The organism is Butyrivibrio sp. AC2005 (assembly GCF_000424145.1).
GTDB lineage: Bacteria > Bacillota > Clostridia > Lachnospirales > Lachnospiraceae > Butyrivibrio.
Window position 1 is genome coordinate 1 of the sequence record NZ_AUJI01000030.1, and the last position, 23,297, is coordinate 23,297.

Sequence of the window (23,297 nt, forward strand, 5' to 3'; positions counted from 1 at the left end):
GATTTTGTACATTTGGTAAATTTGCACAAATATAATATCCTCCTCTTCCCGATAAAACATATCATTATCAAAAAAAGGAGGTATTTGATAACCACGACAGTAGTCAGTTTGAAATGTCAAGCTAGAGTAATGGGGGAATGTTTGACTGCACCTGGTCACCCAATAATGTTTCTTTTGGAAATGGTCAGATGAAGCGTGTGGTTACATACAGGAAAATCATAGTCACTTATAAGATAATTAGTATCCATAATCTGCACTCCTTCACATATACATCACCTTAGCTTCTAAGATAATTATAGATGTTTTCATGTGCAAAATTATGTACATAGATAATGCTTATACATCATATTACTGTTCTGTGAAAGTAAATGGACGTATTGTCCTCAGTAACGACGCATTCTGCCTCATTCTGGTCTTTTCATGATATAGGCAGTTCATTTTAAGGAGTGTTTTCTGCCTCTATTTCACTTTTATTTAATATCGGCAGTTGATTTTACCTCTGTTATTCTGCCTATATCAGCAATATTTGGAATGTAGGCAGAGTACTTGCCATTAAAATAACTGCCTATATCTGCATTTATCGGGATATAGGCAGAACTTCGACCACAAATTGAACTGCTACAATTAATAGCATCCAAGATTGTAGCAGAAAAAACACCGGTCACAGCTATTTGCTTTAGCGAAATTTAAAAATATACTGTCAGCTCGCCCGCCACTTCGTAGCGTTCTCATTGTATAGTACCTGCTATTTTACTGCCACCAATTATTTTTCCAATCTCTTCTTCTTTTTCTCATTTATTGCATTCGCAGCAATGCCACCGGCTGCTACCGCAGCACCTGCAGCTGCTATTGTGCCAACAGTACCGGGATCAAGATTAAGTGAATCCAATCCGGAAATACCTCCAAGTCCATCCGGAGCTACTGACCCGATATCCGGAATTCCCTGACCTGAATCTGCAAAGCTATTGGTTATGGATTGGTTTATAACTGATTGGTTTACAACTGTAGAACTGACATTTACAGTCGCCTGCCCGCCACTGTTTACAACAACTGAACTTGCTGCTGCGGCTGAACCACCACCGGCAGCTGCTACAGCACCTGCAGAAGCGACAACAACAGGCCTTTTATAGAAATCTCTGTTATGAGCTTTTGCTCTGTCGACCTTTTGAACAGTTTTCTTCTCAACATTGGAATAGCTCTGAACAACCTCTGAAATCACCTGTCCGGAAAGATTAAGAACCGTTCGTTCTTCCTCAAGCTGTCTTATAAATTTTTGTAAGTCATTTCGAACATTTACCAGGAGCTCATCTCCGCCCAATTTACCAATTATCTGATTTAACTGGTTTATATAGTTATCCATATCCTTTGCTATTTTCTTAAGCTGCTCACCCTGCTCAGAGACAACCTTATATGAAATCTTATAAGCCATATAATCACCCCCTTAGATTTTAGCCAAATACATTTGTCGGTAACTTGGGAATATCCTTCGAATTTTCAATATCCTTAGTTACTTTTTCATATCCGTCTGCTGAATCGTAGAGAGAATTTACCATTTTACCCATGACATTAAGGGCATCATTACACTCATCCATCAGTTGCTGAAAGCTTGTCTGATATGTATTTGCTGCTTCGCCTGTCCAGATATTCTTAAGGGAATCTATCTGCTCTTTTGCAGAATAGCAGGATTCTTTCAGTTCTGTTTGGACCCTGTCAACAGACTCAGCCAATGTTCTTAGCTTTTTCGCATCGACCTCTATATTTATATCTGACATCATTTTCCTCCTTTATAATTCTTTGGCATCAGCCTCTTCTGGAAAGCTTGTCAACGATATCCATAGCCTTTGTATCAGCCTGGTCATAGGTGTTACAGTTTTCGGTAAGTGCATCACTGGCACCTCTGATTGCATTTGCCATATTCTGAAAGGCATTATAGTTTTTCTCATACTTTTTCAGATAGGTCGTTGCAGCTTCTCCCGACCATACCTGTTTGATAGCGGACATTGTTTCATCAAGCTTTTTTAGCTGTTTTGACATTGACGAATAGATATTATCAAGCTCTGTTGCGGCAGATTTCATTTTTTGAATATTTACAGTATTTTTAGTAGCCATAGATTACCTCTTTTCTTATGATATTCCTGCTGCAGATTGTTTTGCTCTTTCCTCTGCCTGCTTAATCTTCCTGGCTGTCTTCTTTAAATAATCCGATACGCCTTTTAAATATTTTGCCTTGGCGTCCATATCGGATTCCACTTCATCAAGAAATTTGATAAAGGCTTTTCCGGAATCCCCTGTCCAGGCTGCGTTAAGATTATCCTTTACACCACCAAGCGCCGGTTTGGTTTTCCTTGTAAGATCAGATGCCAGCTGCTCAAGGTTTTGGGCCTGCTGTATCGTCTGCTGATAATTGAATTTCATGTCAATACCCCCTGTTTCATAATTACATAAAAGTATTATCAAATTTTAGAGATTTACTGGTATTTTCGACCTTCGTCTCAGCTTTATCATAAACACCTGCAAGCTCCTTAAGACCTGAAACATAGCCATTGAGGACTGTGATTATTTCAGCAGAGCTTTCCTTAAGCTGTGCTGCAGTATTCTTGATATCGTCTGAGCCATCTCCCTGCCAGTTACTTCTTGAACTCTTTATTTCCTGTTGAAACTGTTCAAATACATTTTCAAGATTTTTTATAAGAGGGGTAAGCGATTCTGCGGTTGAAAGCAAAAGCGCAATATCCATCTTTGTATCACTTCCGGCTGCCATAATTTCGCCTCCTGATTTTTAAATTTTTAATTTTCCGATCAACCCTTGTACTTCACTTTCTGAAGCCTCATAATCGTTTGCCATTTCATTCATGATATCGCCAACTTCTAAATACTGGTCCAGCATCTCATTCAGAGCTTCCTGATCTGCCTGCCAATTCTGTAAAAATCTGGTAGCGACATCCGATTGCCAGCCCTTGCTAAGATTTCCCAAAGCATCATTTATCTTTCCGACATTGGAAGAAAGATCACCGGCAAGATTACTTATTCTGTTTGCTGTCTGCCTGAGTCGTTGAGCATCAACATTTGTCATATCTGCCATAGCATTCTCCTCCTAGATAAGCATAATTGTCTGCCCGCTTTTTACACCGATACTTCCGAGAGTTTCATTGTCCTGTAATAGTCCCTGCATATCTATACTGCAGAAAAGTACTTTGTCGGGATCAGGAAATATATTCAGATTCTCAACATCAGTTATCTGCTTTATCATCTCTTTTTTTACAGTACCAACAGACATTACAGAGTCCACTGAAAACTCATAGGTCTTTGCAATACTTGGTACTTTTGTTTCAAGAAAAATTCTGCTCATAGCCTGCCTCCTTTTATACAAGTGGTGTTATCATTCTCACAGGGGTTCCGTCCTCCAGGAGTGCATATCCAAAGCCTGCAGGAAGCTGTCTTACTGCATCTGCGGAGGTCATCTCAAAATGAAGAACTTTCTGCTGATCAAACATACCACCAAGATTTACACCACTTTCCATAGATGTAAACTGTCTTGATACCTGATATCTTGCATAGTCTGAAACATCATCATTATTTATTGCTGCAATAAAGTAGATCTTATGATCTTTTCCTTTTTCAAGAGCAGTCTCGAAGAATCCGTTCATGCCATATTCTTCCGAATAGACTGTTTCTATAAAGGAAGCATAATCATTTATGAGGAAAAGGATTCTCTGCTGACCCTTCATTGCATCCACAACAGACTTACCGGAATTTTTAGCTTCGTTAACGATTTTGTTTCTCTCGCCAAACTTAGGAACTATTTCATCCTGCATCAGCTTGAAAAGGCCAGCATCATCGGTTACGTATTTTGAAATTCCGTTTTGTGCTGCAAAATCCTTGAGCTCTTCATTTTTTCCATCAAAGATTATTACATCGCTTCCTTTTGCCTTAGCTTCCAGGGCAATCGCCTTAATAAGATTTGTCTTACCGGTTTCTCCAAGGCCAATAAGGCTTATACAGTATTCTTTATCCATATCAAAGGAAATTATGTTTTCTCCATCAATGGATTTTCCAACAGCAAGCTTGTTTTCAGGAAGTGTCTCTGTCTCCTTCATGAGTTCATTAATCGTGAGAGAATCAAGAGTCTGTCCCGGCTTTTTAGCGCCTTCGGAACCACCTGATAATTCAATTGAAGAAAGACTCTTTTTTATGCTCTGTGCCTGAGAAAGACCTTCCGTTTCCTCTACAGGAAGTGCTACCTGGAATTCAACACATCCCGGAGCCTTGATAAGTCCGCGGCCGGGTGTCTTTCCTTCCGGAACAATTTCAGTGTGATCTCCGACTACTGCTTCATATTCGAAGCGGTCAGGCATCTGAAGTCCGATACCGGTATTGAAGTTCTGGCGGAGTCTGCTTCTAAGATCGCTGGAGCCATTAGCTGTTATAATAGTGTAAATTCCATAGCTTGAGCCTTCTCTTGTAAGAACAGAAAGATCATCCTCAAATCTGTCATAGCTCTCATAGAAAGCAACAAAATTATCAATAACAAGAAGCAGTGCCGGGCAGTCAGATGCATGCTGAACATATTCCTTGTAGGAGCCGATTCCCATTCCGGCAAATTTCTTCTTTCTTTCAGTAAGCTCTGTCATGAAGAACTCAAAGGTATCGTTAAGCTTTTCATCCTCTCCATCGAAGCAAACACTACCAATGTGAGGCATAGCTGAAAAGATAGCCATTGTACGTGATGAAAAATCCAGTATGTAGATATTTACATCCGAGGCACTGTAATTTGTTACCGCACCATAGATTATGGTCTGCAAAAGTGTGGTTTTTCCTGATCCTGATGCACCGCAGATAAGAAGATTGCCGTCTGAAAGGAAATCAACGTAAGCTGTGTACTGGCTTTGAATCTCAGGATTATCGACAATACCGATAGGAATCCTTAAGCTAAAGCCTTCTGCTTTTTCAGTCTGCAGTTCACTAAGATATATTCTTTTCTTCAAAGCAGGCAGCCATATCTGTCTTACAGCGGCGATATTGTGTTCCTCTGCTATTTTTGCAGTGTACCTTACGATAGCATCAAGCTGCGTGAGCTTCTTAATATTGTCTGATTTCTTATTCTTATCCTTCTTTTTCGGAACGCCATTTTTACCAATGAGATTTATGAGTTCAACCTTCGCATTTTTCTCATCTGTAAACGGAATATCAGGTTCATACTCTGCGCCTGACCAGCCTGACTGGAATTCTTCAAAGATTTCATCGCTTCCTACCTGGAAGAAGCCACGACCTGTTCCTGTGATATATGCAGCATCCGGTCTCTTTAGCATCTCATTTGAATCAGTCTTATCGGCAACACGGAGGCAAAGACGGAATCTTGTATTCGACCAGATTTCATCGTCTACAACGCCTGAAGGTTTCTGGGTTGCAAGAATAAGATTTACACCAAGTGAACGTCCTACGCGGGCTGCGGATACAAGAGAACGAACAAATTCAGGCTGTTCTTTTTTCAACTCAGCAAATTCATCTGCAATTATAAGAAGATGAGGCATTGGCTCGGTTGCTATACCGGAACGATAAAGCTCTATATAAGCATCAATATGTTTTACCTTAAAGTCATTGAAAAGTTGCTGCCTGTGCTTTATTTCAGCGTTTATTGAAAGCAGTGCCCTGTTTGTCGCATTTCCTCCAAGATTTGTGATAACACCTGAGACATGCGGCAGTCCCTCAAAGCTCTGTGCCATTCCGCCACCCTTATAATCGATAAGGATAAATGCCACCTCATCGGGATGATAGTTTACTGCCAGAGACAAAATATAGCTCTGCAGAGTCTCTGATTTACCGGAACCTGTAGTACCTGCAACAAGACCATGAGGTCCATGATATTTTTCATGAATATCAAGGTACAGCGGCTGGTTGCCGGATTTGTAACCAATCATTGCTCTCATGCTTTCATAGGTTCTGTTTTCAAGCCATCTATGATAGATATCGAGAGATTCAATGTTGGAGGTCTTATACATATCAAGGAAGGTAAGTATATCAGGTATAGCTGTGGAAACTCCGGTCTCTCTCAAATGTATGCCTGACAGCTTTCTTGCAAAGGCTTCTGCCTTGAGCGGAGGAAGACTATCAAAGGTTACATTGTATCTTCCGGGGAATGCATTCACTGTGGAAATAAAGCTGCAGTCCTTCTCGCTTGCGGTTACGATTGTGGTACAACCACTTGGAAGCTTATCCGGTGCATCTGCCAGCATAATAACGGAAATACCCATATCTTCTGTTGGATTAAGCAGATATTTACATATAGGCTCCTCCGCTATCAGAGAGTAATCAGCGATGACAAAAACATAATGCGGAAGGACCTTCTTATGATCATCAGTCCTTTCAGCGCCTTTTCCGGTCTTGTCAATTCTGTCACGGATAATACCTGACATGAAGTACATTACATCACCGATACTGTTCTTATCACAGCACATAAGACGAAGCTTGCCGTCGGGAGACCAGATATGCGGAAGGAATTTCATGTAGTTCCAGTTATCCCGTTCTTTTGACGGAAATACCATACACATTCTTACATCTGTATAAGGATGAGCACTGGCAAGCTGCACTGTCATTGTTCTTGCAATAGCAATTGCACTTGCCCTGTCGGGTGAAACAACTCCGACAAACCTGTTTTTATAAAGTGAAAGTGAAACAGGAACTCCCTTAAGCTCAGACATGGTTAGCTTGATTTCCTCTGTCTTTTTATTTAGAGGATCATGTTCCATCATAGCCTGCTCTTTTGCTGTATCGATTTTATTAAATGAAGGAATATCACCTGTTCCAAGACGGATATCAAGGAAATCGTCGTGTACCGAGCTCTTCTCCCACAGCCTTGGTGTCTCGCCTATTCCTATGTCAGCTGCTTCATTTACTGAAGGGTATGTTCTGTTTAAAACAGCCACATTGTATTCCATTTTATTTTTGATGACACCCATCATTTCAACAGTGTAATTTTCGAAGTTTTTAACCCTTCTCATTTCAGCTTCACGGAATACTTTATCCTGATGCTTGTTGTTTACGATAGCCCATATAGCGCCAATGCAGGCAGCACCAAAGCCCATAACAACGCCTGCTCCTGACATTCCTTCGCCCATAGCCAGGGTTGCACCAAGCGCCATAGGGATTACCATTGTAAAGGATGGTCCAATGGTAAGCAGCAGCGGAGGCTTTTCCTGCTTCTGTTTGGGGGGACATTTTTCAAGTGTAATTGTCTCTGTATCCAATATTTCAAGCTTTCTGGGAGTGCGGAGGAAATACTTTTCTTCCTCTTCTTCAAACTCTTCAGCATCCCCACCGGTAGAAGTAATATTTATTTCTTTTATGCCGTTTACTTTACAGGAATTTTTAGGGTTATTGATTGCTATAGTATTACCAAGGAAAATAATTTTCAGACCGATGATATATATTACATCACCGAAAATAAGCTTTTTCTCACCATTTAGCATTCGCCCGTTTATAAAGGTTCCGTTCATGCTCTCCAGATCTTTTATAATCGCACCTTCCTGTGAAAAGGCGATTTCAGCATGCTTTGGTGAAACGAATTTGTTGTTATAGCTGATGGTGTTGGAATCATCCTTACCTATTGTGATTTTCATCTGGGTATCAGGACGTAAAAAGTACTTTTTAAACTGTGTGTTACCATCAGTTATTTCTTCTGCAGTAAATGAAAAAATCTGACCGTCCTTAAATTCACAGTTAACAAACATACCATCGGAGATGGTAATTTTATCTATTTTAGTTTCATTTTGGGTAATCGTATATTTACCGTCAGATGTAAAGGTCCAGATTCCGTCCCATACCTCTACAGGAAGAATTACATCATCATCCCTGCCGCTTATATAGGGTTTGATTTCAAGAGGTACCTTTCTATTGTCTACATCCGGTAGATATAATTCACAAAAACCGTTTTCAAATACGGCTGTTAACAGATAACTCATATTGCTCCTCCTATATATTTACATATCTTCCAGGCTATTTGATACATTTGTGAAGAGTTCAGTGTAGATGGCTTTATCTTTTAAGGGAGCTACCACCTCAAAGGTCATCCAGTATACTTCCTTTGTCTGTTCATCAGTCCACATTGTGCCTAAATATTTTTCCAAATAAGGAATCCCACCACAGTTGACTTTATAGTCTGCCCAATATGAACTTTTACTAAATGATGGATCACCTAAAGCTTCTCTGTTTGAGAATATTCCACATTTTGAGACATAGGCTCCATCCAGCAACTGCTGATAACATGATATAAGCTGCTCATCTGTGAGACTTTGGAAATCCAGATTCATAGGTGACATTCCGATAATTATTGATGCACCGTTAAGGTCAGACCAGATTTCATAACTGCCCACCGTTTCATGAGAAAACCTGCCGCCCGGCAATTTAATCAGCATATGTTTGTCATCATAAGATACATATTCAGTGCAGGTTGCCGATTCAAGGGGAGTTCCGCCGGGAATTACCAGTGCCTCATCACTGTTAGTATCAAAAAATGAATCTCTGAGTGTAAGGCTGTCTGTAGGATCTTCGCCTTTTTTTGAACAGATCAGAAGTATTTTCTTGGAATCTCCTTTGCTGTTTAGCTGTTGCCAGCACTGTGCACCACCTGAATAGCCATCACATTTAAAAGTGCATTTATAGAAGAATTTGCCGGGTTCTGTTGCATCAAGATCTGCCGATTCCTCATCCAGAATCTGAGCATTGGTAAACTCAGCCTGCAAAATTCTCTTGGCTTCCCTTGACAATGAATCAATTCTCTCGGAAGGAGCAATTCTATTAACGGATGCACTGGTAACAAGCTCATCAGCACTGAAGGCTTCATCAAATATTATGATTTTCGTTTTAACCATATCATCCGCTTTGGTCGCAAAATCCAATTGAATCCCGGATTCATAATCATTCTCGGAAACACTTCCATAAAGCTTATCCGGGAATTTGAATGTATAAATATAATTATCTTTTGACGATGCATATTGAGAATTAAAGTCAAGCTGAGCATAGTCAATAGATGTCATAGCGGTATAAATAAACAAAAGTATTATTGGAATCAGTACAACAGCAGCTATAACTACGGCAATAATCTTTGCAGTTTTTGCCCGCTGACTTTTAACCTTTGCCTTCTGCTCCTGAACTTCACGTTCCATTCTTGCAACTTCAGCCGCTTCTGCATCTCGTTTTGCCTGTTCCCTGGCAGCTATTTTTTCTTCTTCCTTCTTTTTTTGCGTAGATACAAATAACGCTGCAGTTTCTTCTGTTTCATTTAAATTAACATCACTCATAGCTCATTCCCCCATTATGATCATACATATGCGCAAGAGCATTTTCGAAAATTGTGTCGTATACCTCTGCATCCTTGTATGGTGAATACATTCTAAAGCTCAGTACAATATATCGATCATTGATAACTGATATATCATAATAATCTGATTCACGCATTTCCACTCCATCAACATTAACCTTCGCTTTTTTATATGTATCCATTACGCCAAGCACGGCATTTTTTTCCTCTTCTATTTCTCTTTTGGAAGTGGGTACCACCGTTTGCTCAATAAATGAATTGTAGGTGGCATAAAGCTTTTGCATATCGATATTACTGGGATCAAGGGAATCCGAAGAACCAAAATCCACAGCAGTTATAACAAGTAGTGCGCCGTTATTATCTGTGTAATAGACCTGGCCACCGCTCTCTACACCGCCATAGTTATCGTACTTAAGATACTGTGTAAATAAGCCCTTGGGTAAAGCCAATGTGATTTTAGCCTTGTCGTAAAAGCTGACGTCCTCCACATCGGTACTTGTCGGAGTATTACTGCCCGGAGTTTTAAGAGCATTTTCAGTATTGTTTTCTTCAAAGAGATCCCGCATTTTCAGATTTGCTTCTACGTCATCACTGTTTGAAGTACTCTTTGCAATAAGTTTGTAAATACTATCACCGCTTTTTACATACCAGCCTGCAAGTGCTGAATTATGCTCATCCTTATCCGCACTGCATAGATATTCATACATAACGCTATTATCAGAACTTATGGTGCTTTGACTCTCCCGCGATATTATTCCACCACCGGTTACAGCTTTTACACTTTCTTTAAGCTCATTATTTCTGGTAGTTGCTTCCCATTCCCATAAAAAGTTTGACTCGGAAAAAGGATACTTAAGTATCTTTTCACATATTACTTCAACCGATATGTCCGGATTCTCTTCCTGTTCAAAGAAAACATGCTTGGAGTTTCCTCCATCCTCTACATGTACTTTTTTAAACTTATCAGAAGGATAGGAAAGCTTAAGATCATAGCCATCTGATGACAAGTCGTACTCGGCATTAAATGTAAGATTATCCTCAATAACTACTGCTTCTTTTTGAACAGTTTCTTCCTTGGGACCGGTTATTTTTATAACAATGAATACCAAAATAGCAATACCGGCCAGTGCACCAATGATAATCGGCAGTTTGATTCCTGCCTTGTCTCCTCGTTCAACCTTTTTATTTAAGGCTGTGCCTACCTTTTCAGCCTTTTGTTTCCTCGAAGCAACTTCCTCTTCCTGTTTTTTTATTTCTTCTTCCCTTGCTGCTTTTTTGGCCAGTTCCTCAGCTTCTGCCCTTTTTGCTGCCTCCTCAGCCTGCTTTTTCTTTTGCGCTGAAACAAATAACACAGAAGTATCTTCGGTGTTGTTTAAGTTTTCATCTCCCATTACTCTTTCTCCTTCTTCTATTCATCTGACCCATCGCCCTGTTCGGCCATATTCAGGATTTCATCATGACTGATCTCCACATCGCCAAAACGGACAAAGATACCGTTTGTTACTGCGCTGTTCCATACACCTTCATCGGAGAGCTTTTTAAACCTGACCTTATCCAGATAAGGCTTCATGTCCAATAGCATTTTTGAGCCAGTGATAAAATCCACCTTCAGCACGTAATCAGCCAATGGTTCAACATCTAAAATGTACTTTCTCTTCACATATACTCCCTCCTCTACAATTTTCGCCTCATTACTGCGTTTTTTTATTTCATGAAAATACAAAAATTTTGAAATAAAAAAACATAACCACCTTACAAATTGTAAGATGGTTATAAAAAATTAAACATTAACCTAAAGTTAGGTTTTTTATTTATTCTATTTTTTTTCAATCATTTCAAAGAGTTTTTGTCTCTTTATACGTCTGTCACCCTCGATTTCCAGCTTTGAATAAATCTGGTTTACATATTGCTTTACACTTCCTTCCGATATAAAAAGTTTTTCTGCTATTTCTCTTCCGCTCATTCGCTCGTGCATCAGAGTTGCAATTTCATATTCACGCTTTGTAAGAACAGAAAGAGAATCGGGAAGAACTGTTTCTCTTTTTTGCTTGTTTATGCGTTTCTCAAACAGATCACCCAAGGTATAAATTACATCAATAAAAGCAGAGTTACTTTCAGTTACGCATTCCTTCATTATGTCTTTTATGTATTGGTAATTTTCGGCAAAAGGAAGTGCAAGCTTATCAGGCAGTGCATCTTCCAGAGCTTTCTTCAGAGCCAAAACTCCTTCACTTCTCTTTCCCATTTTTTCATAGGCTGCAGCTGTCTGGATGTTTAAGTGCATACCTACCAGAGCATAGTGCATACCATGACACATTTCGATGAGTTCGGTATTTTTAGCTATTACCTTTGGATAATCTCCCTGCAGCAGGTAAACCTGATTTTCAATCATCTCATTCATCGGTTTCCCCGGAGCCAGAAGATTTATGGTAGCGAGCAAATGACGTCTGAAAATGTCCGGAATCTTATCTTCTTTTCCTACGAGTGCATAGTAATACGACTGGTTTGCAATTAATATATTGATCTGTGCGATGTTACGCTGGCTTAAAAGCTCATTATATCGCTCCTCAAAGGTGCATCTTGGCTTCACATCTGTAAAAAGAGAAAGTCTTCGCATAGTAAAATCAGCGCACAGAACCATGTTTTCCTGATTAGCGGATTCAGCCATATTATAGGCCTGTTCAAGAAGAAGCTGTGTGTCAACAAAATCTCCCTGCATCATGCAGGCTTCGGCTCTCATTATTTTTTCAGCACCCTTGCCATGGCCATCTGTTATTTTGTAATAATGTGGCATGCACTCATCCATTTCAGTAAGGTATTTTGCAAGCTCCCCGGGCTCTCTGTAATACATCATAAATACTGAAGGTGATCCAAAGGTCCATCCACCCTTGTTGCTAAGGCTGATTGCTTCGTGCGTCATTTTCTCACTTGCACTTCTATGCAAGCTGCTCATGGCACTTATGTCGTTATACATAAGAAAACTTGTTATAAGATCACATTCACCAAGGAGATTTCCTTTTTCCGATTCATCCATTTCCGGCTGATTCGAAATGGCAGAAAGAAGCAGTCCCTTAATTTCCAACATTTTGGGAATCCTATGCCAGTTAAACATGCATCTCATAAGAACGAGAAGTGAAAATGGATGTCTGCTCAATATATCAGCAGAACATTTATCCAATAGAGAAATTACTTCATCCGGATTTTGTGTTGCAAGTAGTATGCCTGCATCTGCTTTGACCACATCGAGGAGAGAATCATAATTTTCGCTTTGTCTGTATGCCGCTAAAGCATGTATATACTGTTCATGATCTTTATACCAATCGCCATATCTGTTTATGTAAGAAAGCTGTTTTCCCTTAGGAAGTTCTTTAAAAGTTCTTTCCGCACATTCCTTCATCATGTGGTGAAAACGAAAATGAATGCCATCAGGAAGTCTGGTCACGAAAGCATTTTGTTCAGTCATGGCTTTTATCATCGACTCTGCTATGTCATATCCGGTAATGTAAGAAGCCATTTCTACAGTAAATTCATCAGCCAGACCCATTACTGCCAGGAATTCACGCTGATCCTCCTTAAGCGGATCAATCATGGCTGAACGGAACATAGTATAAATATCGGAATCGTTATCTGCCAGTATCCCCTGCTCGGAAAAAGTTCGAAGATTAAGGTAAATTGCCGAAAACCATCCTTCACTTGAATATAAAAGCTGGTCTATTTGTGAAGCTGTCAGTTCTGTTCCACATTTATGCGCGTATACTGAAAGCTCAGTGTGATTAAGCCTGAGATTACCTATGCCTATCTGATGAACCTTATTCCCAAGCCTGAGTATTTCTCCGGCAGGAAGAAATCGGTCCCGACTGGCAATTATCATATGAACATTATCAGGTAATCGTCCAACCAAAAGGCATATAAATTCCGTTACTCTCCGATCTGTCATCAAATGAAAGTCATCAAGAAATATATAAGTGGGAATAACACCACCTAATTCATGACAAACAGCATCTACAAGAAGACTTCCGCTGGCAGGATCATTTGGATAAGGATATTCCTTAAGAAAATTAAAACCTGCATAATCGAAGGCATCCTGAATGCTTTTCCAAAAAATCGCAAGATTGTCAGAATAGACGCTTATGCGTATAGTATTTATTTTTTCCTTATGGGATTTTTCTGTGAGAAACCAGTTTACTGCTGTGGTTTTTCCATATCCCATTGGAGCAACTACAGTAGTTAAGGTACAATACGCAATTTGTCTAAGACATTCCTGAAGGCGTTCAGAAATATAGATAGTATTTAAATTCCCCCGGCGTTTTGGCATATTATAATCCCCTCAAATAACCATTTCCCCATTTGAAACAATCTAAGTGAAATATATATAGATATTATCAAATATCCACATATATTTCACTTAGATTTTTAATTTTTTATGCAATTTCTATAAGGTTTCATGCACCTCCTTCCTACTGAAGAGCTTCACCCTAATCCTACATCCAGAGCCATCATGAGTATGAATCCCAGAGCAAAAGAGATTGTTCCGATATTCGAATGCTCACCCTCGGACATCTCCGGGATAAGTTCCTCTACAACGACATACATCATGGCTCCTGCTGCAAAGCTCAAAAGATATGGCATTAGCGGGATAAACAATCCTGATGCAGCAATGACCAGTAATGCACCTATAGGTTCAACAATTCCGGACAGAACGCCATAAAGAAAAGTCTTTCCCTTGGGAACTCCCTCTCCCAAAAGTGGCATGGAAACTATTGCTCCTTCAGGGAAGTTCTGTATAGCAATACCGATTGCCAGAGCAAGTGCTCCTGTAAAAGAGATTGTGCTGTTTCCATAAAGCCATCCTGCGCAAACTATTCCTACCGCCATTCCTTCAGGCAGATTATGGAGAGTAACCGCCAAAACAAGCTTAGTTGTTCTCTTTAACCCACTCCTTGGACCTTCCTCGTTTTTATCCAGATGCATGTGTGGCGTTACCATATCCAGTACCAAAAGGAAAAGCATTCCTATACTGAATCCGACAGATACAGGAAGAAATCCAAGTTTTCCCATTTCCGCAGTCTGATCCAGTGCTGGAAGCAATAAACTAAAAAAAGATGCGGACACCATAACTCCCGATGCAAAGCCCGTAAGGGCACGTTGCATATTCTGGCTCATCTCTTTTTTAAACAAAAATACACTGGCAGCTCCCAGCGCCGTCCCCAGGAACGGAATAATGATTATGTTCCACATAGCCGCTTACTCCTTTAGTCCAACAGCCTCTTCTTAGGTAAATTAAATTCTCCGGTAGTCAATTTTATGGAAGCCTGTGTCTCGAAAGCTTCTTTGGAAAAGGGCCTTCCATGGTAAACGGAATCCCCAGCTCTTTAAGTACATCCTGAAAAGCATTGATGTATTTTTCGGTATTCAGCATTTGCATAAAGCAGACAAATATCTTATCGCCTACGGATGTTACCTCCAGCATCAGATGTCCTTCCACGATTGCAACAAAGGATTCAATGTAATCCGCCACTTCTCCCCAGTCCATCTGGCCCGTATAATTCACATAATATGTTCCATGCTTGGCATCTTTTCCTGTTGACGGATCATTTTCCTTCATGTATTTTCTCTTGGCTTCAATCCCATGGATATCGTCAAGCTTTTCAAAAAGTTCAAGCTTTCCCCTAACCTCATTACTACTTACGGAAGGATCAGTCTGCAAAATAATCTGCCCTCTGGTCATGGTTCCAAGTTTTTCCATATCCATCTTAAGCTGATCTCTTGTGTAATCAATATGGATGTGGCTTAGGATATCACAATGCGCATTTTTAATACCGATATTGGCAGAAAGGTTATGAGCCATTTCTCCGCCAATAACGGTCACCTTCTCCGGAAGCAGCCTATCCAGTGCCTTAGCAACAGCAACCAGGAAAAACGCTGCTACACTGGAGTCATTTCCTCTTGCATAATTCATAATATCCTTTTGGGAAAATGTAAGCACGCGATAATTATCATTCCGAAGAAATGGAACAAGTAGTGCTCTCATGTAATCAAAAACCATAACATAAGGATTTTTACTCTTATACTCATATATGGGTTCATCCTTTGGAAGTGTATCCAAAGAAGGTTCATCCATCTCACCTTCAAGCAGTGGATCGTCAGGTTTCCTAATGTTCGGAGCATTAGGCTCAATACCATATTTATCCGCAACATACTGCCATAGCGTAGTCATTATCCATGGTTGTAATCCGCGACCTCCACACATGGTATGAGAAATATTAAAATAGATGTCCTTTCCATCACATTCTAAAAAAAGCAAATGCCCATTTACCTCTTTACTGCCAAGATACGGCGTTTTGTCTCCCATGGGAAGAACAACAACCTCTTTATCATTAGGCACACGTACATAAGCATCGCTTTCATCAATTTCTATTTTTACGGCAAAATAAGGGTATCTTTTGATAGCTTTATTGACAGCCACTCTTAGAACATCAATATCTACCCTTTCCTTCATTCTTGCCTTTGCCCGCACTACAAAAGCAAAATTTTTCTCATCTTTATATAAAGGATATGTGTCAACGCTGTATTTCATCCTCTTCCCCTCATATGAAACAAATACTAGTCATTAACTTTAGGTAATCTTGCAAAGCTTTCTTCAAGTTCAGCATCTGTCGGTATGTAATCGGTCATATCGCCATCGTTAAACTTCTGATAAGCAACCATGTCAAAATAGCCGGTTCCTGTAAGTCCAAAGAGAATTGTCTTCTCCTCACCTGTCTCCTTACACTTAAGGGCTTCATCGATTGCTGCCTTTATTGCATGTGAGCTCTCAGGTGCAGGAAGTATACCCTCAACTCTTGCAAATCTTTGAGCCGCTTCGAATACTGCTGTCTGCTCAGCTGTAATAGCCTCCATGTAACCATCGTGATAAAGCTGTGAAAGGATCGGGCTCATGCCGTGATATCTGAGTCCGCCTGCATGGTTAGCTGAAGGAATAAAGTTGCTGCCAAGTGTGTACATTTTGGCAAGCGGACATACCATACCTGTGTCACAGAAATCATATGCAAACTTACCTCTTGTAAAGCTGGGGCAGCTTGCGGGCTCGACTGCAACAATCCTGTAATCCTTTTCACCACGCAGCTTCTCACCCATGAAAGGAGAAATAAGTCCACCGAGGTTTGATCCGCCTCCTGCGCAGCCGATAATTATATCAGGAGTAATTCCGTATTTATCAAGGGCTGCCTTCGCTTCAAGGCCGATTACGGTCTGATGAAGGAGAACCTGATTAAGCACGCTTCCAAGAACATATCTGTATCCTTCTGTCTTGGTCGCCACCTCAACTGCCTCTGAAATTGCGCATCCAAGTGAACCTGTTGTTCCGGGATGTTCTGCATTGATCTTTTTTCCAATCTCTGTATCCATAGAAGGTGAAGGAGTCACGCTTGCACCATATGTACGCATAACCTCGCGTCTGAAAGGCTTCTGCTCATATGAAACCTTAACCATATAAACCTTGCAGTCAATTCCAAGATAAGCGGTTGCCATTGACAGAGCTGTTCCCCACTGTCCTGCTCCGGTTTCTGTTGTGACACCCTTAAGTCCCTGTTGCTTAGCATAATAAGCCTGAACTATTGCGGAATTAAGCTTGTGGCTTCCGCTTGTGTTGTTACCCTCAAACTTATAATAGATTTTGGCGGGTGTTCCAAGCGCCTTCTCAAGGCAGTAAGCTCTTACAAGAGGTGAAGGTCTGTACATCTTGTAGAAGTCCTGAATCTCCTGAGGTATGTCAATATAAGGAGTGGTATCATCAAGTTCCTGCTTAATAAGTTCATCGCAGAAAACCGGTCTTAAATCTTCAAATCCCATGGGTTTAAGTGTCTCAGGATTAAGAAGCGGAGCCGGCTTATTCTTCATGTCAGCACGCACGTTATACCACTGCTTCGGAATCTCATCTTCGCTCAAATAAATTTTGTACGGGATTGTTTTTTCTACACTCATTGTTCTCATCCTTTCGCGATTTACTTTATTAAAGTATTGAAGTTTTTCGCTCGAAAGTCAACAGTAAATCATTTAAGATTCATAATAGACTGAATTCTACTGTTTGATAATTCATAATCTCCAATCTTTTGCAATTCATTAGCTTGTATCAGTTCCTCTGGAACCGATACATTTACATTCATCTTCTTCTCCATCGTACTCCATAAAACATCTACAAGTATAAAGGAAATTTATATATTTTTTGATGTATCTTGACCGTGTATTCAATAACATTGTAATTTCAAAAACTCGAATCTGTCAGTCATTATATTCTACTTCAAAATCTTTAAAGAAAGCCTCTGTTCCGATTTCAGAAAAGAATCCTATAGATCCGTGTGCATCTTTACCGTGTTTCATAAAATGAACCACAAGTACAGGATCTTTTTCTTCATTCAAATAAAACTGAGCTTTTTCATCATGAATAATGGCTGTCAGCTGTACCCACTCATTTAATCCATTATGAATCGGTGCTTCATAATTAGTGATTCCAAATTCTCTAAAATAAGCAAAAGTATATCCCGGATAAGAAAAGTACTGGCATCCATGTGCCTTACGCACAGGATCATTTGTCGTCCCATTAGTTGGCCTTATATAAAAAGATTCGAACTCGCTATTATCCTGATTTACCCTAAAAACGATTCCTATGAATCCTCTGGCGAAATCCGGAGCGTCGGGAAGAAGCCTGCTCAACATTTTTACCCTGATGATACCATTATGGAAATCTATATTTCTCAGTTTGACAAAGGTATTCTCATCGAACTGCATGATTTTTTCCTTTTTTATGACCCTGAAAACCTTCTCTCCATCTAGCTTTTCCTGAGTAACTGTTGTGTGTACCGGTATGAATTCTTCCAAATCTTCATATCTTGTCATCATTGATGTGTTGTCCTTTCATCTATTTCGAGTAAATGTCTATTAATATATAGTTCCAGATCCTGACGAGCAAACTTTACCCTGGATTTAGAAAAATCAAGTCGCTCCTCTATAGGCATAGCAGGTGTATCCCATTTATAGCAGGTTTCATACGGATTACGCCTTGCGCATTCATTTAGATATTTCTCACTTATTATGGATTCTCGCGACACCCTTTACTTAAATCAGCTCGCCACTAAAGTGCTGAATCTCGTGCTGAATTATCTGAGCAGTAAAATCCGTATATTTCCCGTGTTTCTTTTCAAAATTCTGATCAAGGTAATCTACTTCTATTTCCTTATATCGTGTGCAGGGTCTTACTCCCTCTAAGGAAAGACAGCTTTCCTCGGTCTCATATTTTCCGGTCTTTTTTGTAATGACCGGATTGATCATGGGCACTGAAAAAGGTCCCATAGCCACAACTATGATCTGTTTTCTCACACCAATCATATTGGCAGCCATTCCAACGCACCTGTCCCTGTTTGCATTTAATGTATCAATAAGATCCTGTACAACCTGCCTATCATCTTCAGTTGCAGGCTCTGATTTTAGCTGTAGAAACATCGGATCTCTTACTATCTGCTTAACCATTGTCTATATCTCCTCTAAAAAATAGTATTTATCTGTATACAGCATCCTTTTATAATCTTAATCTATCTGTGTTTTTCAAAATGCCATCAAACACTTACATAAAATACCAGTATGTATGCCACCCTGACATCTGGATAATCGCATCATGCGGAACCTGCACAAGAATCGGAAAATCACTCTTTGCCTCCGGGACCATTGCAGCAAATCTGAAAACTCCCACAACATTAAGGAAAGTACCTGCTACAAACAATATCCATCCCCAAATTCCCATTTCATCCGGCATCGCGCAAAACAACACACATCCAATCATGACTAATGCGATGCATATAACTAACTCTAATAGTGAAAATGTGGGTTTATTTTTTGAATACTTCTCTTCCAGTTTTTTTAAGTCTATTTCCATAATGAGCGCCTCCTTTTTTAGTTGCAGATGTATTCACAATGATTATTCCGGAAACCACCAGCAAGAGTGCTATCAGTCCGGTAAAAGAAAATGCTTCCTTGTTTTCTCCCAAAAACAGCGCTGAAAGAAGAACTCCCATGACAGGATTCATGAATCCAAGAATTGAAATTCTGCTGACAGGATTATGCTTTAGAAGTATTCCCCACAAGGTGTAAGCGCCGGCAGATATAAAGCCCATATACATAAGATTAAAAAGGCATGCACAACTTCCGAATATCAGGTGTCCACCCATGAAAAATCCGATGATAAAAAGAATCGCTCCACCGAGCATGAACTGATATCCGCTTAATGTCACAGGATTCTCTTTTCGTGAAAAAATCTTTATGCAGCAGGAAGAAAGTGCATAGAAAATAGCCGCAAAAAGCATGGCGCCTTCTCCGGATAACGAAATGCTTTCAGCACTGCTAAAAGCGTTTATTCCGCCAAGAATCAGGAAAATTCCGGCAAAGCCTGTAATACAGCCAATGAATTTTCGAATGGTATATTTTTCAAAATGGAAAATATATGCAGCTATAAGTATTGCGAAAAAATTACCTGCTGCATTTATGATGGATCCACGAACGCCGGTTATGTGCGCCAGCGCCATGAAAAAGAAAAAGTACTGCCCTACGGTCTGTAACATTGAAAGTACAAATATATAGTGCAGCGAAGCCTTCTCCGGTTTAAGGAACCGTCTTGCCAAAAGTGACCCGAGTCCAATAGTCATGATTCCGGCTAGGAAAAAGCGTGCGCCTGCCAGCATGATTCTTGATGCTGTATCATACGGACTGATTTCAAAAAGTTCATATGCAATTTTGATAGCAGGAGTGGCGCTTCCCCATAACACGCAGCAAAACAACGCTGTGATAAATGTTATGGGAAACCAGGTCCAGACAGAAGATCTGCTCGGTCTGTCTTTCATCATGATCTTTATTTATCCTTTTACTGTCTTAATTTTTATTCCTTTGCTCAAGAAAAATCAAATTTGTGGTGCGTGGTAGTTTTGAAGAGCATATCCAAAATGCTCAAGAAAGCCCAGTTCATCAGAAACAATCCCAGGTATAGAGTACATTATCGAAGTTAAGGTTTTTCAGATCATCCTCTTCTATAAAAAAGTGACCTACTCCTGAGTCTCCCCACATGATCTCGTATCCATCGCCATAACAGGAATCCATTCCGAGTTTTTGCATTGTGATCATATAATATAGTTCCCTTCGTATATTATGAAATGTGGTACATACTTAGTTAATTATACAAAATTCCATGCTATCTGAGAACAGACAGACTTTTAGACAAAAAGGCGGCAGATATTACCTGTAAAATATTGTTCGACTCAGATATTCATGGTAGAATTTTCTTAAATGTTGATATGTATAACATTTTTATATTCTAAAATGTTGATTTGAATGCATTTTAAACATTCCAAAATGTTGATGAGGTGTCGTAATGCTAAAAAGAAAAGTTACTGAGCAGCTGAAAAACTGGATTTCCGCCAAAGATAAGAAATGCCTTATCGTCAAAGGCGCTCGCCAGACTGGAAAAACATATATAATTGAGCAATTCGCCCGTGATAACTACGAAGAAACCGTTGAAATCAACTTTAAAGAGACTCCTTCAGCCGCTGAGATTTTCTCAGGTGATCTGACTGTTGATAACATGGTCATGGCATTAAGATTCAGATTTCCGGAAAAGAAAATTGTTCCTGATAAAACGCTTATCTTTTTAGACGAGATCCAGGAATGTCCGGAAGCCATAACTTCACTTAAGTTCTGGGCTACAGATAACAGATATGACGTAATAGCTTCAGGCTCTCTTCTGGGTATAGATTACAAAAGATCATCATCCTACCCCGTAGGGTATGTTGATTACATCACAATGCATGGACTTGATTTCGAAGAATACCTCTGGGGACTTGGCATTTCTGATGACATGATAAGATCACTTCAATCCTTTTTTTCCGAGAAGAAGGCTGTTCCGGAAGGCATCCACAATCAGATGATGTCATATTACAGACAGTATATCGCCACCGGTGGTATGCCTGAAGCTGTTCAAAAATATATAGATACCAAAGATTACAGAGAAGTAGATAAGGTACAGCGGAGCCTCCTGCAGGGTTATTTGTATGATATAGCTCATTACGCAACTGCTGAAGAAAAGGTAAAGGCAGAAAAATGCTATCTTTCCCTTTCAAAGCAGCTCCTTGATAAGGAAAACCATAAATTTCAGTATAAAGAGATTGAACATGGCGCAAGGGCTCAGAAGTATTACTCAAGCATAGACTGGCTCCTAAGAGCTGATATCATCCAGCTCTGCCGGCTTGTTTCTGATATGCGCTATGATCTTGATGATTATGCAAGAGATGACTTTTTCCGGGCGTATACCACTGATCTATCGCTGCTTATAGCCATGAAGGATTTCTCATTAAAGCAGCATATCGTTGAAAACACGCTTTCCGGAAACACAAAAGGTGGATTGTTTGAGTGCGCCATTGCAGATGCTCTGATCAAAAAAGATTACTCTCTTTTCTTCTATAAAAATGAAACAACTAAAAAGGAAATAGATTTTCTGATTCAAAAAGATGGCAAGGTCATTCCAATAGAAGTAAAGAGCGGTAATACGCGTGCTACATCGCTTAATTCTGTGATAAAAAATAAATCCGATATAGATTTGGGATATAAGTTCATAGATGGCAACATAGGCGTAGGAGACGCAGGAATAATCACCCTTCCGTTATACATGGCTCTATTCATTTAAAAACATATCCATATAAATTTTGTTGCTGAATAAGCTTTACTATAAATCTTATATAACACTTAAAGGGGGTTTGTTATTAATACAAAACTCCCTTAAAACTTTTTATACTTTCCAGCTTAAATAATTTAAGCTAAATGACATTTTTTGTAAAAAGACAAAAAGAAGAAAGCCCTGAAACATGGGCTTTCCACAAATTTCTTATTTTACACTTTTAGGTTAATCTGATAAGAGATAGTTATCATATATGTGCCTTCGCATATCTTTTTCAGCAAATCATCCCTTAAGATGCTGCATAAGCATTATTCCAAAACCTGAGGGAGATTCCATACGAGCACCTTTTATATAGGGTGAAACAATCAGGTTTCCCTCGCCCATACAATTACGGAAGCCCCTCTCCTCAAATAATTTATATGCTTCATCAAAATCATCAACGTTTATCCTAAGAATCGTAACATCCCGCGGAAATCCATTAGCCTTGACGATATCTAAGGCAAATCCATCTTCATTCTTCAACCTGATGACAGCCTCAACAGTATCGTCCACACTCTCGCTGGCAAGGCCATCTCTTTCATGTCTTTGCTGGAATCCCAAGTCCTCGAATAGATGAAGCACAGACTCCACATCAGAAGTATGTATTGCCGGATTAAAACCTGTGATTTTCATTTTTATATCCCTCCTATCTCCCCGATAGCTTTACAACTCACCTCTATAAGTATTACTCGTATAAAAAGTATAGCATGAAAAAAATAATCTCCCTATTAAGTATTGTCCAATTTCATTAACTTTTCATAAAACCAGATAAAATTAATCTTCCTATCATGCTTAATTGTCCTATTTGATAATGTTTATATCGTTACAGGACAATTATAATACAATTTTTCTTATTATAATTGTCCTGTTTGCGTATTTTTTCATCTTAAGAGGACATCTATAGAAATTTTTGTAAAACAAAACTTGAGGTGATGTTTAATGCAAAAAAAACAATTAAAAACAGCAGATCATCACATTTTTATCGGTGATACTTAAATTCAAATTCATCAGCTATTCTTTTTATATCTTCCGGAAGTTTACTCAATAAGATGCTTTTTTGCTCCGTGTTCTGAATATATCCGTAGTATGCCTCTGCTATGCTGCCAGTAATGCAGGCAAGGGTATCAGTATCGCCACCTAAAAAAATAGCCTTGGATATGGCATCCTCCAGATATAAATAAGAGCCGGATAGAACTATTTTTCCATCCGGCTCTACATTAACAATAAAAT

At 39.5% G+C, this 23,297-nt stretch carries 23 protein-coding genes; 1 reads left to right on the plus strand and 22 read right to left on the minus strand.

All coding sequences use genetic code 11. The annotated features are described in order from the left end of the window. Positions 1-763: 763 nt before the first annotated feature. The 20 genes from G602_RS0108760 to G602_RS29755 form a co-directional block, all read right to left on the minus strand. Positions 764-1,429 carry a hypothetical protein gene (locus tag G602_RS0108760; RefSeq protein ID WP_026658674.1) on the minus strand — a complete coding sequence of 222 codons (666 nt, stop codon included), beginning with the start codon at positions 1,427-1,429 and terminating at the stop codon, positions 764-766. A gap of 19 nt (positions 1,430-1,448) precedes the next feature. After that, a complete protein-coding gene (locus G602_RS0108765; RefSeq protein ID WP_026658675.1) occupies positions 1,449-1,772 on the minus strand; it encodes a WXG100 family type VII secretion target in 324 nt (107 codons plus the stop codon). A gap of 28 nt (positions 1,773-1,800) precedes the next feature. Beyond that, the gene (locus G602_RS0108770) at positions 1,801-2,109 is read right to left on the minus strand and encodes a WXG100 family type VII secretion target (protein ID WP_026658676.1); all 309 of its coding nucleotides are present in this window, start codon (positions 2,107-2,109) and stop codon (positions 1,801-1,803) included. 15 nt (positions 2,110-2,124) lie between these two features. After that, complete coding sequence (locus G602_RS0108775; RefSeq protein ID WP_026658677.1) at positions 2,125-2,415, minus strand: WXG100 family type VII secretion target; 291 nt, start codon at positions 2,413-2,415, stop codon at positions 2,125-2,127. 22 nt (positions 2,416-2,437) lie between these two features. Beyond that, complete coding sequence (locus G602_RS0108780) at positions 2,438-2,761, minus strand: WXG100 family type VII secretion target (RefSeq protein WP_026658678.1); 324 nt, start codon at positions 2,759-2,761, stop codon at positions 2,438-2,440. Between the two features lie 18 nt (positions 2,762-2,779). Beyond that, the gene (locus tag G602_RS0108785; RefSeq protein WP_026658679.1) at positions 2,780-3,082 is read right to left on the minus strand and encodes a WXG100 family type VII secretion target; all 303 of its coding nucleotides are present in this window, start codon (positions 3,080-3,082) and stop codon (positions 2,780-2,782) included. 12 nt (positions 3,083-3,094) lie between these two features. Beyond that, complete coding sequence (locus G602_RS0108790; RefSeq protein WP_026658680.1) at positions 3,095-3,349, minus strand: ubiquitin-like domain-containing protein; 255 nt, start codon at positions 3,347-3,349, stop codon at positions 3,095-3,097. Positions 3,350-3,362: 13 nt separating this feature from the next. Beyond that, entirely contained in the window at positions 3,363-7,958 is a 4,596-nt protein-coding gene (essC, locus tag G602_RS0108795) for a type VII secretion protein EssC (protein WP_026658682.1), read from the minus strand. Between the two features lie 18 nt (positions 7,959-7,976). Next, positions 7,977-9,296, minus strand: a complete 1,320-nt coding sequence (locus G602_RS0108800; protein WP_026658683.1) for a hypothetical protein — start codon at positions 9,294-9,296, stop codon at positions 7,977-7,979. Then, positions 9,289-10,707, minus strand: coding sequence for a hypothetical protein (locus G602_RS0108805; protein WP_026658684.1), 1,419 nt, complete (start codon positions 10,705-10,707; stop codon positions 9,289-9,291). Before G602_RS0108805 ends, G602_RS0108800 begins: the two co-directional genes overlap by 8 nt. Before the next feature lie 17 nt (positions 10,708-10,724). Then, positions 10,725-10,976, minus strand: coding sequence for a DUF2442 domain-containing protein (locus G602_RS25890; RefSeq protein WP_044931624.1), 252 nt, complete (start codon positions 10,974-10,976; stop codon positions 10,725-10,727). Between the two features lie 156 nt (positions 10,977-11,132). Continuing rightward, complete coding sequence (locus G602_RS0108815; RefSeq protein WP_026658685.1) at positions 11,133-13,631, minus strand: helix-turn-helix transcriptional regulator; 2,499 nt, start codon at positions 13,629-13,631, stop codon at positions 11,133-11,135. Positions 13,632-13,786: 155 nt separating this feature from the next. After that, positions 13,787-14,554 (minus strand): ZIP family metal transporter, encoded by a 768-nt coding sequence (locus G602_RS0108820; RefSeq protein WP_026658686.1) that lies wholly within the window; start codon positions 14,552-14,554, stop codon positions 13,787-13,789. A gap of 64 nt (positions 14,555-14,618) precedes the next feature. Then, positions 14,619-15,893, minus strand: coding sequence for a hypothetical protein (locus tag G602_RS0108825; RefSeq protein ID WP_026658688.1), 1,275 nt, complete (start codon positions 15,891-15,893; stop codon positions 14,619-14,621). 26 nt (positions 15,894-15,919) lie between these two features. Beyond that, entirely contained in the window at positions 15,920-17,299 is a 1,380-nt protein-coding gene (locus tag G602_RS0108830) for a TrpB-like pyridoxal phosphate-dependent enzyme (RefSeq protein WP_026658689.1), read from the minus strand. Between the two features lie 297 nt (positions 17,300-17,596). Then, positions 17,597-18,214: a hypothetical protein gene (locus G602_RS0108840; RefSeq protein ID WP_026497807.1), complete on the minus strand. Its 618-nt coding sequence runs from the start codon at positions 18,212-18,214 to the stop codon at positions 17,597-17,599. Between the two features lie 216 nt (positions 18,215-18,430). Beyond that, complete coding sequence (locus G602_RS0108845) at positions 18,431-18,841, minus strand: peptide deformylase (protein ID WP_026658690.1); 411 nt, start codon at positions 18,839-18,841, stop codon at positions 18,431-18,433. A 94-nt stretch (positions 18,842-18,935) separates the two neighbouring features. Then, positions 18,936-19,244, minus strand: a complete 309-nt coding sequence (locus G602_RS0108850) for a hypothetical protein (protein ID WP_026658691.1) — start codon at positions 19,242-19,244, stop codon at positions 18,936-18,938. Continuing rightward, positions 19,198-20,208, minus strand: a complete 1,011-nt coding sequence (locus G602_RS25895; RefSeq protein ID WP_242835546.1) for a DMT family transporter — start codon at positions 20,206-20,208, stop codon at positions 19,198-19,200. The genes G602_RS0108850 and G602_RS25895 overlap by 47 nt, the downstream gene beginning before the upstream one ends. A gap of 118 nt (positions 20,209-20,326) precedes the next feature. Further along, positions 20,327-20,482, minus strand: coding sequence for a DUF1963 domain-containing protein (locus tag G602_RS29755; RefSeq protein WP_081675927.1), 156 nt, complete (start codon positions 20,480-20,482; stop codon positions 20,327-20,329). A 247-nt stretch (positions 20,483-20,729) separates the two neighbouring features. On the opposite strand from G602_RS29755, the gene G602_RS0108865 reads away from it, so the two are divergent. Next, a complete protein-coding gene (locus tag G602_RS0108865) occupies positions 20,730-22,037 on the plus strand; it encodes an ATP-binding protein (protein ID WP_026658692.1) in 1,308 nt (435 codons plus the stop codon). A gap of 273 nt (positions 22,038-22,310) precedes the next feature. Here G602_RS0108865 and G602_RS0108870 read toward each other — a convergent pair whose 3' ends face one another. Both G602_RS0108870 and G602_RS32025 read right to left on the minus strand, forming a co-directional pair. Then, positions 22,311-22,700 (minus strand): glyoxalase/bleomycin resistance/dioxygenase family protein, encoded by a 390-nt coding sequence (locus tag G602_RS0108870; RefSeq protein ID WP_026658693.1) that lies wholly within the window; start codon positions 22,698-22,700, stop codon positions 22,311-22,313. A 346-nt stretch (positions 22,701-23,046) separates the two neighbouring features. Then, complete coding sequence (locus tag G602_RS32025) at positions 23,047-23,292, minus strand: ADP-ribosylglycohydrolase family protein (protein WP_155829761.1); 246 nt, start codon at positions 23,290-23,292, stop codon at positions 23,047-23,049. Between the last annotated feature and the right edge of the window lie 5 nt (positions 23,293-23,297).